13 protein-coding genes are annotated in these 13,999 nt (G+C 72.0%); 5 read left to right on the forward strand and 8 right to left on the reverse strand.

Annotated features, from left to right (window positions below):
* Positions 1 to 14: 14 nt before the first annotated feature.
* Complete coding sequence (locus IE237_RS25010) at positions 15 to 1,139, reverse strand: ROK family transcriptional regulator (RefSeq protein WP_189804362.1); 1,125 nt, start codon at positions 1,137 to 1,139, stop codon at positions 15 to 17.
* Positions 1,140 to 1,246: 107 nt separating this feature from the next.
* On the opposite strand from IE237_RS25010, the gene IE237_RS25015 reads away from it, so the two are divergent.
* The 3 genes from IE237_RS25015 to IE237_RS25025 all read left to right on the forward strand — a co-directional run bounded on the left by IE237_RS25015 (position 1,247) and on the right by IE237_RS25025 (position 4,758).
* On the forward strand, positions 1,247 to 2,461 hold the full coding sequence (locus tag IE237_RS25015; protein WP_189804363.1) for an MFS transporter: 1,215 nt from the start codon (positions 1,247 to 1,249) through the stop codon (positions 2,459 to 2,461).
* A 109-nt stretch (positions 2,462 to 2,570) separates the two neighbouring features.
* Entirely contained in the window at positions 2,571 to 3,965 is a 1,395-nt protein-coding gene (locus IE237_RS25020) for a uracil-xanthine permease family protein (protein ID WP_189804364.1), read from the forward strand.
* A gap of 73 nt (positions 3,966 to 4,038) precedes the next feature.
* On the forward strand, positions 4,039 to 4,758 hold the full coding sequence (locus IE237_RS25025) for a DUF5995 family protein (protein ID WP_189804365.1): 720 nt from the start codon (positions 4,039 to 4,041) through the stop codon (positions 4,756 to 4,758).
* A 6-nt stretch (positions 4,759 to 4,764) separates the two neighbouring features.
* Here IE237_RS25025 and IE237_RS25030 read toward each other — a convergent pair whose 3' ends face one another.
* A complete protein-coding gene (locus tag IE237_RS25030) occupies positions 4,765 to 6,462 on the reverse strand; it encodes a flavin monoamine oxidase family protein (protein ID WP_189804366.1) in 1,698 nt (565 codons plus the stop codon).
* A 69-nt stretch (positions 6,463 to 6,531) separates the two neighbouring features.
* Complete coding sequence (locus IE237_RS25035) at positions 6,532 to 7,338, reverse strand: carbon-nitrogen hydrolase family protein (protein WP_189804367.1); 807 nt, start codon at positions 7,336 to 7,338, stop codon at positions 6,532 to 6,534.
* 298 nt (positions 7,339 to 7,636) lie between these two features.
* Between IE237_RS25035 and IE237_RS25040 the strand changes: the two genes are divergently transcribed.
* Positions 7,637 to 8,191 (forward strand): Repetin, encoded by a 555-nt coding sequence (locus tag IE237_RS25040; RefSeq protein WP_189804368.1) that lies wholly within the window; start codon positions 7,637 to 7,639, stop codon positions 8,189 to 8,191.
* Between the two features lie 87 nt (positions 8,192 to 8,278).
* Here the strand turns inward: IE237_RS25040 and IE237_RS25045 are convergent, their stop codons facing one another.
* Both IE237_RS25045 and IE237_RS25050 read right to left on the reverse strand, forming a co-directional pair.
* Positions 8,279 to 8,734, reverse strand: coding sequence for an Lrp/AsnC family transcriptional regulator (locus IE237_RS25045; RefSeq protein ID WP_015032260.1), 456 nt, complete (start codon positions 8,732 to 8,734; stop codon positions 8,279 to 8,281).
* A 10-nt stretch (positions 8,735 to 8,744) separates the two neighbouring features.
* Complete coding sequence (locus tag IE237_RS25050) at positions 8,745 to 10,208, reverse strand: amino acid permease (protein WP_189804369.1); 1,464 nt, start codon at positions 10,206 to 10,208, stop codon at positions 8,745 to 8,747.
* 289 nt (positions 10,209 to 10,497) lie between these two features.
* On the opposite strand from IE237_RS25050, the gene IE237_RS25055 reads away from it, so the two are divergent.
* The gene (locus IE237_RS25055; RefSeq protein WP_229842876.1) at positions 10,498 to 11,544 is read left to right on the forward strand and encodes a GDSL-type esterase/lipase family protein; all 1,047 of its coding nucleotides are present in this window, start codon (positions 10,498 to 10,500) and stop codon (positions 11,542 to 11,544) included.
* Positions 11,545 to 11,690: 146 nt separating this feature from the next.
* On the opposite strand, the gene IE237_RS25060 is transcribed toward IE237_RS25055, so the two are convergent.
* The 3 genes from IE237_RS25060 to IE237_RS25070 form a co-directional block, all read right to left on the reverse strand.
* A complete protein-coding gene (locus IE237_RS25060; protein ID WP_189804370.1) occupies positions 11,691 to 13,133 on the reverse strand; it encodes a GuaB1 family IMP dehydrogenase-related protein in 1,443 nt (480 codons plus the stop codon).
* A 101-nt stretch (positions 13,134 to 13,234) separates the two neighbouring features.
* The gene (locus IE237_RS25065; protein ID WP_189804371.1) at positions 13,235 to 13,570 is read right to left on the reverse strand and encodes a barstar family protein; all 336 of its coding nucleotides are present in this window, start codon (positions 13,568 to 13,570) and stop codon (positions 13,235 to 13,237) included.
* Positions 13,560 to 13,994: a guanyl-specific ribonuclease gene (locus tag IE237_RS25070; protein ID WP_189804372.1), complete on the reverse strand. Its 435-nt coding sequence runs from the start codon at positions 13,992 to 13,994 to the stop codon at positions 13,560 to 13,562. Before IE237_RS25070 ends, IE237_RS25065 begins: the two co-directional genes overlap by 11 nt.
* Between the last annotated feature and the right edge of the window lie 5 nt (positions 13,995 to 13,999).

Consider the following 13,999-nt stretch of genomic DNA (forward strand, 5'->3'; position numbering starts at 1 on the left):
CCCGCCGGACGGTTCTACGGGAACAGCTCCTCCTGGGCCGCGTCCCGCGCCCGGAGCAGGGCGCCCCGGAGGACCGCCGCGTCGCCGAGGGCGGTCGGGCGGACCTCCGTGCGCAGCGGGGAGAGCGCGGCGAGTTCGGTCTCCACGCGCGCGGCGAGTCCGGGGCCGCCCTGGTGGCCGGTCTCCCCGGCGAGGACCACGCAGCCGGGGTCCAGGACGGAGACGACGGCGGCCGCGCCGACGGCGAGGCGGCGGGCGAGGGCGTCGAGGAAGGGGCCGTGGCCCGAGGTGAGCGCCTCGGCCGGGTCGAGGCCGTGGGCGGCGGCGAGGGTGCCGACGGCCGCCGCACAGGCCAGCTCGTGGAAGCCGCCGTCACAGCCGGTGGCCGAGGGGAGTCCGGAGGTGCCGGGGACCGGAAGGAAGCCGATCTCCCCCGCGCCGCCGGAGGCTCCCCGGCGGAGGCGGCCGCCGAGGACGACGGCGGCGCCGACGCCCTGGCCGAGCCAGAGCAGGACGAAGTCCTCGCGGTCGCGGGCCGCTCCCTCGCGCAGTTCGGCGACGGCGGCGAGGTTGGTCTCGTTCTCGACGAGGACGCGGGCGGGCAGCCGTTCCTGGAGGACGCCGACGAGCCGGCGGTGCCAGGCGGGCAGCCCCGAGGAGTCGCGCAGCTCGCCGGTCGCGGGGTCGATGAGCCCGGGGGCGCCGACGGCGACGCTGTGCAGCCGGTCGGCGCCCGCCTCCTTCACGGTCCGCTCCAGGAGGGCGACCGCCTTCTCGACGGCCGGTCCCGTGCCGTGGTCGTCGCCGACGGGGACGGACGCCTCGGCGAGCGTGGTGCCGAGGAGGTCGGCGACGGTGACGGAGACGGAGCGGGTCCGGACGTCGAGGGCGGCGAGATGGGCGCGGTCGGCGACGATCCCGTACAGCTTGGCGTTGGGACCGCGGCGCTCGGCTCCGGCCTCGCCGACGACGTGGACGAGACCGGAGCCCCGGAGCCGCTCGACGAGGTCGGCGACGGTGGGGCGGGAGAGTCCGGTGAGCGTCTTGAGCTGAGTGGCCGTCAACGGGCCTTCGTCCTGGAGCAGTCGCAGGGCGAACCGGTCGTTGATGGCTCGTGCGGTGCTCGGGGATGCGGCCATGCGGCGATCCTCTCAGACTCGTGGGGAGCGGGACTCCTTCCGCGCTCTATTTATCAGGCAGGGTTCCTGATAGTTTACGCGGCACACCACGACCACAGGGAGGGCCCATGGCGGCGGAGACCGTCACCAGCACCGATCGCCTCCGGCGGGCGCGCTTCGCCGTCGCCGCCGTCTTCTGCGTGCACGGCTCGGTCACCGGCAGCTTCGCGACCCGGATCCCCTGGATCCAGGAGCACACGGGCGTCAGCGCCGGGCAGCTCGGACTCGCGCTCGCCTTCCCCGCGCTCGGCGCCTCCCTCGCGATGCCGCTCGCCGGGGCCGTCTCGCACCGCTTCGGCGCCCGCACGGCGCTGCGCGGCCTGCTCGCCCTGTGGACGCTCTCGCTCACCCTGCCCTCGCTCGCCCCGAACGTCTGGGGACTGTGCGGCGCGCTCTTCGTGTACGGGGCGACCGCGGGCATGTCCGACGTGGCGATGAACGCGCTCGGCGTCGAGACCGAGAACCGGCTCGGGAAGTCCATCATGTCGAGCCTGCACGGCATGTGGAGCGTGGGCGCCCTGCTCGGCTCCGCCGCCGGCACGGTCGCCGCCCACCTCGGCGGCGACGCCCGGCTGCACCACCTGATCGCGGCCCTCGTGCTCACCGCGCTCGGCCTGGTCCTCTGCCAGGGCGTGCTCGACGTCCGCAGCGCCCCGGAGGAGGAGCCGCCGCCGCGCTTCTCGCTGCCGCCGCGGTCCGCGCTGATCATCGGCGCCATCGGCTTCTGCGGAGTGTTCGCGGAGGGCGCCAGCCTCGACTGGTCGGCCGTCTACCTCCGGGACGAGCTGGGCAGCTCGGCGGGGCTCGCGGCCGCCTCCACGACCGCCTTCGCGCTGACGATGGCGGTGGCACGGCTGGCCGGCGACCGGGTGGTGGACCGCTTCGGAGCGGTCCGTACGGTACGGGTCGGGGGCGCCGTCGCCACCCTCGGCGGGGCCCTGGTGGTCCTCGCCCCGCACGCCGCCGTCGCGATGGCCGGTTTCGGTCTGATCGGGCTCGGCATCGCGGTCGTCGTCCCGCTGGCCTTCGCCGCGGCCGGGCGCAGCGGCCCGAACCCGAGCCAGGCCATCGCGGGCGTCGCCACCATCACGTACACCTCGGGGCTCATCGCCCCCTCCGCGATCGGCGGGATCGCCGACGCGACCTCCCTGGTGTTCTCCTTCGGCCTGGTCACCCTGCTGGCCCTCGGTCTGGTGCTCGGTGCGGGCGTGCTCAGGGCCGGCGGCCGGGAGGCGGCGTCGGCGACGCCCGAGCCCGCGAAGAGCGCCGGGTCGGTGGGGTAGGACCGTCCGTCGTCTCCGGTCCCCGGTGGTGCAGACCAGGCGCATACCATGTGGCTGATCTTTTGCGGTCGCGACACGGCCGCCGGAACCGGAGAACGGGAGCGACCTCATGAACCTCGGCGTGCGCTGGACCCTGCACGGCGACGGGAGAACACCGGCTCCTGGAGCCGTCGTCCGCCCGGACGAACGGCTCTCCTGGCCCCGTACGGCCGGCCTCGGCGCCCAGCACGTCGTCGCGATGTTCGGGGCGTCCTTCGTCGCCCCCGTCCTCATGGGTCTGGACCCGAACCTGGCGATCATGATGTCCGGCGTCGCGACCGTGATCTTCCTGCTCGCGACCCGTGGCACCGTGCCGTCCTACCTGGGCTGCTCGCTCTCCTTCGTCGGCGTCGCCGCCGCCATCCGCGCGTCCGGCGGCACCAGCGCCACCGTGACGGGCGCGGTCCTCGTCGTCGGCGCGGTGCTCTTCCTGGCCGGTCTCGCCGTCCGGAAGTTCGGCGCCCGGATCATCCACGCGGCGATGCCGCCGATCGTGACCGGCGCGGTCGTCATGCTGATCGGCTTCAACCTGGCGCCGGTGACCGCGTCGACGTACTGGCCTCAGGACCAGTGGACGGCCCTGCTCGTGATGCTGTTCACCGGTCTCGCCGTGGTCTGTCTGCGCGGCTTCTGGTCCCGGATCGCGATCTTCCTCGGTCTGGTCTTCGGCTACGCGATCTCCTGGATCTTCGACCTCGTCTTCGGGAAGATCCACTCGATGTCCGCGAGCGGTCAGGTCACCGACCACTGGCGGCTCGACCTCTCCGGCGTCGCCCAGGCCGACTGGGTCGGCCTGCCGTCCTTCCACGCCCCGAGCTTCGAGTGGTCCGCCATCCTGGTCGCGCTGCCCGTGGTCATCGCCCTGATCGCGGAGAACGCCGGACACGTCAAGGCCGTCGGCGAGATGACCGGCGACAACCTGGACGACAAGCTCGGCACCGCGATCGCCGCCGACGGCGCCGCCTCGATGCTTTCGACCGCCGTGGGCGGCCCGCCGAACACCACGTACTCCGAGAACATCGGCGTCATGGCCGCCACCCGGGTCTACTCGACCGCCGCCTACTGGGCCGCCGCCGGCTTCGCACTGCTCTTCGGCCTCTGCCCCAAGTTCGGCGCGGTCGTCGCCGCGATCCCCGGCGGTGTCCTCGGCGGCATCACCGTCATCCTGTACGGCATGATCGGCCTGCTCGGCGCCCAGATCTGGATCAACGCCAAGGTCGACCTGCGCAACCCGCTCAACCTGGTCCCGGCCGCCGCGGGCATCATCATCGGCGTCGGCGGCGTGAAGCTGACCTTCACCGACACGTTCGAGCTGGGCGGCATCGCGCTCGGCACGATCGTCGTCATCACCGGCTACCACGTGCTGCGGGCCTTCGCCCCGGCCCACCTCAAGACGCAGGAACCGCTCCTGGACTCCGGCACCAGCTCGTACGAGCCGAGCGCGGACGACGTGTCGAAGAACTGAGTGATTCGCCCGTTCTGGGTAAGCCGGGCCCGATGAGTTCCCTCCCGGGCCCGGCTGCTGGGAGCCTGCCCCCATGGCGCAGACCCAGCAGATCGGGCAGCAGATCGGACCGCGCATCGGCCAGTTCGTCGCGGTCGACCCCGTGGTGGACCGGATGCGGGCACTCCGCGCGGCCTGGCATCCGGCCGACGGGGTCGCCGTCTTCAACCGGGTCTACCTCACGGTCACCGAGGAGATCGGCCACGCCATCGAGGCGGGCACCTTCACCGACCGGCGGGCCGCCGCCACCCTCGACGTACGGTTCGCCGAGCGCTATCTCGCGGCGGTCGACGCCGTCACCACCGGCCGCCCCGCCCCCGCCTGCTGGCGGCCCCTCTTCCACTACCGGCGGCATCCCGGCGTACGGCCGCTGCAGTTCGCGCTCGCCGGGATCAACGCCCACATCGGCCACGACCTGGCGCTCGCGGTGGTCGACGCCTGCCGGATCCTGGACTGCGCCCCGGCCGACCTGGAGGACGAGTTCGACCGGGTCGGCGACATCCTCGTCCTCCTGGAGGAGCGCATCCGGGAGGAACTGATGCCGGGCCCGGACCTCCTGGAGATCGCGGACCCGCTGACACATCTGCTCGGCTGCTGGAGCCTGGACCGGGCCCGCGACGGGGCCTGGCTCGCCGCCCGCTCGCTCTGGCAGCTGCGGCGGCTGCCCGACCTGGCCGAGGAGTTCACCGAACGCCTCGACCGGTCGGTGGGCCTGGTGGGGCGGATGCTGCTCACGCCCCTGACCAGGCCCTGACGGGGATCAGTCCTCCGGCAGCTCGACCGGGGCGATCTCGTCGTACACGTCGCCCGGACCCGGGTTGGTGCCGTCGGTCGCGCCGCCGAAGTGGTGCATCACGCCCCAGACCGCGTTGAGCGCCGTCTGCACCGCGCCCTCGGCCCAGCCGGCCGTCCAGGAGATGTCGTCGCCGGCGAGGAAGATGCCCCGCTTGTCCTCGGGCAGCCGGTCCTGCATGAAGTGCGTGAACAGGCGGCGCTGGTAGCGGTAGTGGCCCGGCAGGTTCGCCTTGAAGGCGCCCATGAAGAAGGGCTCGTTCTCCCAGGAGACCGTCACCGGGTTGCCGATGATGTGCTTCCGGATGTCGACCTTCGGGTAGATCTCGCCGAGCGACTTCAGCATGACCTCCATGCGCTCGCTCGCCGAGAGCGGCAGCCACTTCAGGCTGTCGTCGCACCAGGTGTACGAGAGGCAGATGACGGCCGGCTTGTCCGGGCCCTCGTCCAGGAGGTAGGTGCCGCGGGTCATCCGGTCGGTCAGCGTCATCGACATGACGTCCCGGCCGGTCTCCTCGTCCTTGTCCAGCCAGAACGGCCGGTCCACGGGCACGAAGAGCTTCGAGGACTCCATGTAGTGGGTGCGCTCGATCGCGGTCCAGTGGTCGATCGGGAACAGCGAGTCGTCGCAGGCGATCTTGGAGAGCAGCATCCAGGACTGGGCGGTGAAGATCGCCGCCTGGAAGGTGCGGATGTCGCCGGAGGCGTCGGTGACCGTGATCCGGTTGCCGGCGGTCCGGTTCAGCCGCGTCACGGCCGGCTTCGGGGCGCCCCCGTGCAGGGAGCTGAGCGAGGTGCCCTGCGCCCAGTGGACGATCTTCTCCGGCTCGCGCTCCCACAGGCGCAGCGGCAGCTGCTGCGAGCCGCCGACGATGCCGCGGTGGTGGTCGTCGGCCTCGGTGTAGACGACGCGGAGGATCTCCAGGATGGAGTTCGGGAAGTCGGTGTCCCAGCCGCCGGTGCCGAAGCCGACCTGGCCGAAGATCTCGCGGTGCCGGAAGGACTTGAAGGCCTCGGACTCGCAGAGGAAGCCGTAGAAGGTCTGGTTGTCGAGCTTCTCGACGAGCTTCGACCAGATCTCGCGGATGCGCGGGACGTCGCGCTCGCGCATGGCCTGGTTCATGTCGGAGAAGTCGGCGCCCTCGTCCAGACAGGCGTTCCACGCGTTCATCACGTCGCGGTAGACCTGCGGGAGGTCGTCGACGGTGGTGGCGTAGTGCGACTCGCCCTTGAGGTCGACGACGGTCGACGGCGTCGACTCGGCCAGCGGGTTCGGGAAGGGCTTGGTCTCGAGGCCGACCAGGTCGATGTAGTGCTGGAGCGCGGTCGAGGAGGGCGGGAAGCGCATGGCGCCCATCTCGGCGGTGAGGCCCTCGGTGCCGGTGCCCTCGAAGCCGACGGTGCGCAGCCGGCCGCCGATCTCGTCGGCCTCGTAGACGACGGGCTTGAGGCCCATCTTCATGAGCTCGTACGCGGCGATGATGCCGGAGAGCCCGCCGCCGATGACGGCGACCTCGGTGCCGTGCTCGGTGGCCGGTATCTGGCCGAGCCCGGCCGGGTGGGCCAGGAAGTCGTCGTAGGCGTACGGGAAGTCCGGACCGAACATGGTGATCGGCGGCTGGCCGTCGCTGTGGGGGACGGCGGTCGTGGGCACCGTGGACGTCATGGGGTACGGACTCCTTGCACGGAAAAAAGGGTGAGGCGGGGGAGGGTGGGGGCGGCGGCGCGGCCCGGTTCAGACGAGGGGGCCGTAGAGACCCGGGCGCCGGTCGCGGAGGTAGGGGTTCTCCTCGCGGGAGGCCGCCAGGAACGCCGGGTCGACGTCGCCGAGGACGAGGTCCTCGCCGCGCCCGGCGCGGGCGCGGGCGGTGCCGTCGGGGCCGGCCAGGGTGGAGAGGCCGACGAACTCGAAGTCGCCCTCGGGGCCGGTCCGGTTGGCGTACGCGATGTACAGCTGGTTCTCGAAGGCGCGGACCGGCACCACGGACAGCGGGACGACCTCGGCGGGGTGCATGAGCGCGGTCGGTACGAGGAGGAGGTCCGTACCGGCCAGCGCGTGCGCCCGGACGTTCTCGGGGAACTCGACGTCGTAGCAGATCATCATTCCGACGGTGAGCCCGTCGAGCTCCGCCTGGACGACGGCCCGGTCACCGGGGGTGAACCACTTCAGCTCGAAGTCCCCGAAGAGGTGGGTCTTGCGGTACCGCACCAGCGGGACGCCGTCGGCGCCGATGAGCTGCGCGGAGTTGTACAGGACCCCGTGGCGCTCGGTGTCCCGCTCCGGGTAGCCGTAGCCGACGGCCAGGCCGTGGCGCACGGCGATCGCCGCGACGGCGCGGGCGGAGGGGCCGTCGGCCGGCTCGGCGAGCCGAGCGATGTCGGCGCCGATGGCGTAGCCGGTGAGGAACAGCTCGGGGGCGAGCAGCAGGCTCGCGCCGGCGGCCGCGGCGCGGGCGGCGGCCTCGTCGAGGGCCTTGAGATTGGCGGCCACGTCACCGAGCTCGCCGGAGCTCTGGAGCAGGGCGGTGCGCAGCGCGGGCATCGGCGTTCCTCGGGGGTCGGAAGTGCGGGGAGAAGTACAAGGGGAAGACGTCAAAAACGGTACGGTTTCGCGCTCGGCCGGGACAAGGCGGCAGCGTTGCGGACCGACCGTCGAACCGTTGCGCGATCGGCGGCCGTGGCGTCGATTCGTTGCGTACGGCTCCGCCCGGGGGCGTAGGGCTCCCCCGCCGCGCGGCGGAGAAGAGGACCGTCCTGCGGCCCGACGCCCGGGCGCGGTCCGCGCGGAAGAGTGGTGCTCGTCCGGAAGACCCCCGGACGACCTGCCGAAAGGGACCACGATGAACCGCCGTACGAAGATCGTCGCCGTATCCGCCGCCGTTCTGCTGACCCTCGGAGCCGGGGGTGTCGCCGTCGCCCAGGGAGGAGACGGCGGGCACGGGAACCACGGGGTCCGGGAGGCCGCCGCGCTGACCGGGACGGCCAAGCTCTACCGGCCGGCCGGGGACGACATCACGTTCAGCTTCGACGCGCACCTGGCGGCGAAGGACAACAAGGATCCGCAGGCCGCGACCGGCACCTTCCGCTTCAGCCACTACAAGAACGGGAAGGGCGGGTACGCGGTGGCGAAGGTCGACTGCCTCACCACGGGCGGCAAGGTGGCCGTGGTGACGGGCAAGGTGATCGAGACCGATGTGGACGCGTTCCGGAACAAGCGGGTCGGCGTCTCGGTGCACGACGACGGCAAGCGCGACCGGCTGGGCTACAGCTGGGTCGGGAGCGAGACGAACCTGGAGGTCCCGCCGTGCCTGAGCGCGGCCCCCTTCGAGAAGGTGCTGCCCGGCACCGGTGACTTCAAGGTGCTGCCCTGGCAGCTCGACTACCCGACCGAGTAGACCGCCCCACGGGGGTGGGCGGGCGGAGGACGGTGCGGGAACCACGGCCCGCACCGCCCCGGCCGCCCGGCCGCTCCCGAGACACCCCTAGGCGGGCGAGCCCGAGGAGAAGCGCCGCAGCAGCGGCGAGAGCACCAGGACGGACTTGGTGCGCTCCACGAAGGGCTCGCCCGCGATGCGTTCCAGGACGCGCTCGAAGTGGCGCATGTCCGAGGCGAAGACCTGGACGACGGCGTCCGCGTCACCGGTGACGGTCGACGCGGACACCACCTCGGGGTACCGCTCCAGACCTCGCCGGATGTCGTCCGGCGAGGTGTTGTGGCGGCAGTAGATCTCGACGAACCCCTCGGTCTCCCAGCCGAGCGCCGCCGGGTCCACCCGTACGGTGAAGCCGGTGATGGCACCCTCGGCACGGAGCCGGTCCACGCGCCGCTTCACGGCGGGCGCGGAGAGTCCCACGAGCGAGCCGATGTCGGCGTAGCTGCGGCGGGCGTCTTCCGCGAGGGCGTGGACGATGCGTTCGTCGAGGTCGTTGAGTCGCACTACGGGTGGATCACTTCTGTTCGGATGCCAGGCGGGAGCGGCGAATGCCGTACAGGAAGTAGAACACGAGCCCGGCGGCCATCCATCCACCGAAGTACTGCCAGGTGGCGGCGTCGAGGCCGAACATGTTGTACACGCAGAAGACCAGGCCGAGGATCGGGAAGACCGGTCCGAGGGCCACCTTGAAGGTGCGCGGCATGTCGGGGCGGGTGTAGCGGAGCACGATGACCGCGATGTTGACCAGGCCGAAGGCGAAGAGCGTGCCGATGCTGGTGGCGTCGACGAGCTTGAAGAGCGGGACGACCGAGGCCAGGACGGCGCAGAAGAGCGACACGATGACCGTGTTCACGCGCGGGGTGCCGGTCTTGCCGCTGACCTTGCCGAAGACCTTGGGGACCAGGCCGTCGCGGGACATGGCGAAGAGGATGCGGGTCTGCCCGTAGAGGACGGTGAGGACGACGCTGGCGATGGAGATGACCGCGCCGGCGGCGAGCATCGTGCCCCAGAAGGTCTGGCCGGTGACGTCGTTCATGATCGCCGCGAGCGTGGCCTCGGAGCCCGCGAACTCCTTCCAGTTCCACGCCCCGACCGCGACGGCGGCGACGAGGACGTAGAGGACGGTGACGATGAGCAGCGAGAGCATGATCGCGCGGGGCAGGTCGCGCTTGGGGTTCTTCGCCTCCTCGCCGGCCGTGGAGGCGGCGTCGAAGCCGATGTACGAGAAGAAGAGGCTGGCGCTCGCGGCGCCGACGCCGGTCATGCCGAGCGGCATGAAGTCCTTGTAGTTGCCCGACTTGAAGCCCATGAAGCCGATGGCGCAGAAGAGCACGAGCGCGGCGATCTTCACCACGACCATGATCGTGTTGACCACGGCGGACTCGCGGGCGCCGCCGAGCAGGAAGACCATCGCGAGCAGGACGACGATCAGACCGGGCAGGTTGATGTAGCCGCCCTCGCCCGGGGCCGAGGAGAGCGCGTCGGGGATGGTGACGCCGATGGTCCCGTCGAGCAGCTCGTTCAGGTACTCGCCCCAGCCGACGGCCACGGCGGCGACGGAGACGCCGTACTCCAGGACCAGACACCAGCCGCAGACCCAGGCGACGAGTTCGCCCATCGTTGCGTACGCGTACGAGTACGAGGACCCCGCGACCGGGATGGAGCCGGCCAGCTCGGCGTACGAGAGAGCCGAGAACAGCGCCGTGAGACCGGCGATGACGAAGGCGATCGTGACGGCGGGACCGGCCTTCGGGACGGCGCCACCGAGGACGACGAAGATGCCCGTGCCGAGCGTGGCACCGATGCTGATCATGGTCAGCTGCCACATCGAGAGCGAGCGGCGGAGATTGCCACCCTCACCCTGGCCACCCTCCTCGACCAGGCGTTCCACCGGCTTGCGGCGAACGAGAGCGCCGAGAGCGGAGGTCTTCGGGGTGGTCGTGTCGTCGACCGGTGGGGCTGCGCCTTGATCCAGCACTGCGGAGGCTCCTTATCGCTGCCTGTGGGGAAGGAGACGACCGCGGCGGTACGGGGGCATGCCGAAGCAGACCCACGGGGGAACGGAAACCGCCGAGCAGGCGGTCGCCGCCACTCCTGGTACGGGGCACGAGCCTAAGGGGCAGAGGTTCGCAGTCGTAATGCAGGGTTGTTGCGCAGTGCCGGATGATCATTGCGCGCTTCGGGCGCAGACGGGCAAACATTGCGCTCCCCCGCATGAATCGACACATCGGGGTGTGAACCGGCACGCGCACGCGTATGGACTCCTCATGCGCGATGACCGACGCTGCGAGCCCCTGACCGCCCCACGATCGGAGGCCCCGGTGCACTGGCTCGACCCGGCACCGTTCCTGCGCGGCACCGCCTGGCTGGACGGCGACCGGCCGGTACGCGCCGACCCCGACGACCTCGAACGGCTGCCGTGGGACATCGCCGAGCGGGCCGCGCTGCCCATCGGCGTACGGATCGAGTTCACGGCCGCGCCCGGCACGCGCGCGGTGGAGCTCCGCTACCGGGCGGCCGTCCCGGAGCCCGGCGACCCCCTGCGCGCGCTGCGCCACTGCTTCGCCCTCTGGCAGGGCACCCGGCTCGTCGGCGAGACCTGCGCCGCCCCGGCGCCCGAGGCCGTCGTCACGCTCCCGCTGCCCCCGCGGGGCGGTGTCTTCACCGTCCACCTCCCGGAGGGCCAGGCGCCCGTGCCGCTCGCCTTGCGGGCCCTCGGCGGTGCCCTCTCCCCCGCCCCCGCCAGGCCCCGCTGGCTCGTCCACGGCGACTCGATCACCGAGGGCTGGTGGGCGACCCGCCCGGCGCACTCCTGGCCCGCCACGACGGGCCGGCTCCTCGGCCTCGACCCGGTCAACCTGGGGTACGCGGGCGGGGCCCGGGGCGAACTGCCCCTCGCCGAACACCTGGCCCGGCTCCCGGGCGAGGTCATCACCCTCGCCTTCGGCACCAACTGCTGGTCACGGGTGCCCGCCACGGCCGACTGGCTCTACGCGACCGTCCGCGCCTTCGTCGGGCTCGTCCGCCGAGGCCATCCGTCGACGCCGCTCCTCATCGTCTCGCCGGTCCTGCGGCCGGAGGCCGAGCACACCCGCAACGCCCTCGGTGCCACGCTCACGGAGCTGCGCAGGGCCATGGAACGGGCGGGGCGGGACCTGGCGACGGAGGGCGACCCACACCTCCACGTCCTCCCGGGCCGCCCGCTGCTCGGCCCGGAACACCTGGCGGACGGGTTGCACCCGAACGACGCGGGGCATGCGCGCATGGCGCTGGCGGTGACGCACGCGCTGCGGGGGGCGCTGAAGCCCCAGTGAGGACCGCGGCCGTGTGGGGTCCGCCCCGCGGCGGGTTCGCGCCCGTGGGCGGCGCCCACGCGCCCCCCGTGTGGGCGATCGTCCCCAACGGCCCGTGGGCCCCCGGGAACGAGTCCCGGGGGCCCACGGCGTGCGGCTAGGAGCGACTAGCTCCAGCTCGCGTGGAGCGGCTTGCCCTCGGCGTAACCCGCCGCCGACTGGATGCCGACCACGGACTTCTCCTCGAACTCGGCGAGCGAGGCCGCACCCGCGTAGGTGCAGGAGGAGCGGACGCCCGCGATGATCGAGTCGATCAGGTCCTCGACGCCCGGACGCTGCGGGTCGAGGAACATGCGCGAGGTGGAGATGCCCTCCTCGAACAGCGCCTTGCGGGCGCGGTCGTAGGAGGACTCGTCGGAGGTCCGGTTCCGGACGGCGCGGGCCGAGGCCATGCCGAAGGACTCCTTGTACGCACGGCCCTTGGCGTCGTGCTGGAGGTCGCCCGGGGACTCGTACGTACCGGCGAACCAGGAGCCGATCATGACGTTGGACGCACCGGCGGCGAGCGCCATGGCGACGTCGCGCGGGTGACGGACACCGCCGTCGGCCCAGACGTGCTTGCCGTACTTCTTCGCCTCCGCGGCGCACTCCAGGACGGCCGAGAACTGCGGCCGGCCGACGCCGGTCATCATGCGGGTGGTGCACATGGCGCCGGGGCCGACGCCGACCTTGATGATGTCCGCGCCCGCCTCGATGAGGTCCTTGACGCCCTCGGCGGCGACGATGTTGCCCGCGACGATCGGGACCTGCGGGTCGAGCGCCCGCACGGTGCGGATCGCGCTGATCATCGACTCCTGGTGGCCGTGCGCGGTGTCGATGACGAGCGTGTCGACGCCCGCGTCGAGCAGCTGCTTGGCCTTGCCGGCGACGTCGCCGTTGATGCCGACGGCGGCGGCGATCCGCAGGTGGCCGTTCTTGTCGACGGCCGGGCTGTAGAGGGTCGCGCGCAGGGCGCCCTTGCGGGTGAGGATGCCGACGAGCTTGCCGTCCGCGTCCACGGCCGGGGCGTAGCGGCGGTTGGCGGCGTCGAGGGTGTTGAAGGCCTCGCGCGGGTCGATGTCGGCGTCCAGGAGCAGCAGGTCCTTGGACATGACCTCGGAGAGCTGGGTGAAGCGGTCCACGCCGGAGAGGTCGGCGTCGGTGACGACACCCACCGGGCGGCGGTTCTCGTCGACGACGACACCGGCGTCGTGGGCGCGCTTCGGCAGCAGGGAGAGCGCGTCGGCGACCGTCTGGTGGGGTTCGAGGACGATCGGGGTGTCGAGCACGTGGTGGCGGCTCTTGACCCACGAGATGACGTCGGTGACGACCTCGATCGGGATGTCCTGCGGGATGACGACCAGGCCGCCGCGGCGGGCGACGGTCTCGGCCATCCGGCGGCCGGCGATGGCGGTCATGTTGGCGACGACGAGCGGGATGGTCGTCCCGGTCCCGTCGGGCGAGGAGAGGTCCACGGCCTGGCGGGAACCGACGGCCGAGCGGCTCGGCACCATGAACACATCGTCGTACGTCAGGTCGTAGGGCGGCTTGACGTCATTGAGGAAACGCACGTGCTGACATCCCAGTCGTTCGGATCGGCCCCTAGGCATTTCAGCCAGGGGAAAAAGCACGTAGTTCATTGTCCCACGCCAGTACGAATACCAGCCCCGGGCTAATCATCCGAGTCTTGCGGCAGGTGGTTCGTCGGATCCTCCGAAGGCCCGCCCAGGGCGAGGAGGACGGTGAGGCGGCCGGGGCTCTCGTCGACCGCCGTGGCGAAGACCTCCTGGGCGGTCCGCCACTCGCGCGGGCGGGCCGTGGCGTACGCCTGCCAGTGGGTGACGACGAGGGTGACCGGACGGGGCAGGTCGGTGAGGCAGTCGGCGAGGGCGTCCCAGTTGCGGCCGAACCAGTCGGGCAGGTCGAGCGTGTCGGCGCACCGGTCCATGAGGGCGGCCTTGTCCGTGACGCCGGCCAGGTCGAGGACGACGGGGTCGTCAAGTCTCATCGGTGACCACCTCCCGGAAGGTCTCGTAGTGGTCGTCGGTGTAGTAGGTCTCGCCGCTCCGCCCGGTGACGATCCGGCGCGCTCCCCGGTCGCGTTCGCCGGGGGTCTTCACGGTGTACTCGTGGTAGTAGCCGCGCTCCCTGCGGGGCAGCACGCGCTCGAAGTTCGAGAAGACCGTGCCGTCCTTGGCGTACGGGAAGGGGCCGCCGCGCGCGATGAGGGCGAGCGTCCTCCGTGCCTCGGGCGGCAGGTCCGCGGCGCGTACGGCGGGGAGCCCGGAGGTGCCGGTGGGTGCGACGGCGGCCGCGGTCGTACGGGGGGAGGCGGGGGTGGCGGTGCCGGTCCCGCCGCCCGCCGAGGAGCACCCGGCCAGGAGGACGGCGAGGACGAGCGCGAGGAGAACGCGCGGGGGCCGGAGCGACATGTCCC

Source organism: Streptomyces tanashiensis (genome assembly GCF_014648895.1).
GTDB classification, from domain to species: domain Bacteria; phylum Actinomycetota; class Actinomycetes; order Streptomycetales; family Streptomycetaceae; genus Streptomyces; species Streptomyces tanashiensis.

Coding starts and splice junctions, on each gene's coding strand:
- IE237_RS25040 (WP_189804368.1), top strand. CDS start 7,637: ATGAACCGCCGTACGAAGATCGTCGCCGTATCCGCCGCCGTTCTGCTG.
- IE237_RS25030 (WP_189804366.1), bottom strand. CDS start 6,462: ATGACGTCCACGGTGCCCACGACCGCCGTCCCCCACAGCGACGGCCAG.
- IE237_RS25055 (WP_229842876.1), top strand. CDS start 10,498: ATGCGCGATGACCGACGCTGCGAGCCCCTGACCGCCCCACGATCGGAG.
- IE237_RS25010 (WP_189804362.1), bottom strand. CDS start 1,139: ATGGCCGCATCCCCGAGCACCGCACGAGCCATCAACGACCGGTTCGCC.
- IE237_RS25020 (WP_189804364.1), top strand. CDS start 2,571: ATGAACCTCGGCGTGCGCTGGACCCTGCACGGCGACGGGAGAACACCG.
- IE237_RS25065 (WP_189804371.1), bottom strand. CDS start 13,570: ATGAGACTTGACGACCCCGTCGTCCTCGACCTGGCCGGCGTCACGGAC.
- IE237_RS25070 (WP_189804372.1), bottom strand. CDS start 13,994: ATGTCGCTCCGGCCCCCGCGCGTTCTCCTCGCGCTCGTCCTCGCCGTC.
- IE237_RS25025 (WP_189804365.1), top strand. CDS start 4,039: ATGGCGCAGACCCAGCAGATCGGGCAGCAGATCGGACCGCGCATCGGC.
- IE237_RS25015 (WP_189804363.1), top strand. CDS start 1,247: ATGGCGGCGGAGACCGTCACCAGCACCGATCGCCTCCGGCGGGCGCGC.
- IE237_RS25035 (WP_189804367.1), bottom strand. CDS start 7,338: ATGCCCGCGCTGCGCACCGCCCTGCTCCAGAGCTCCGGCGAGCTCGGT.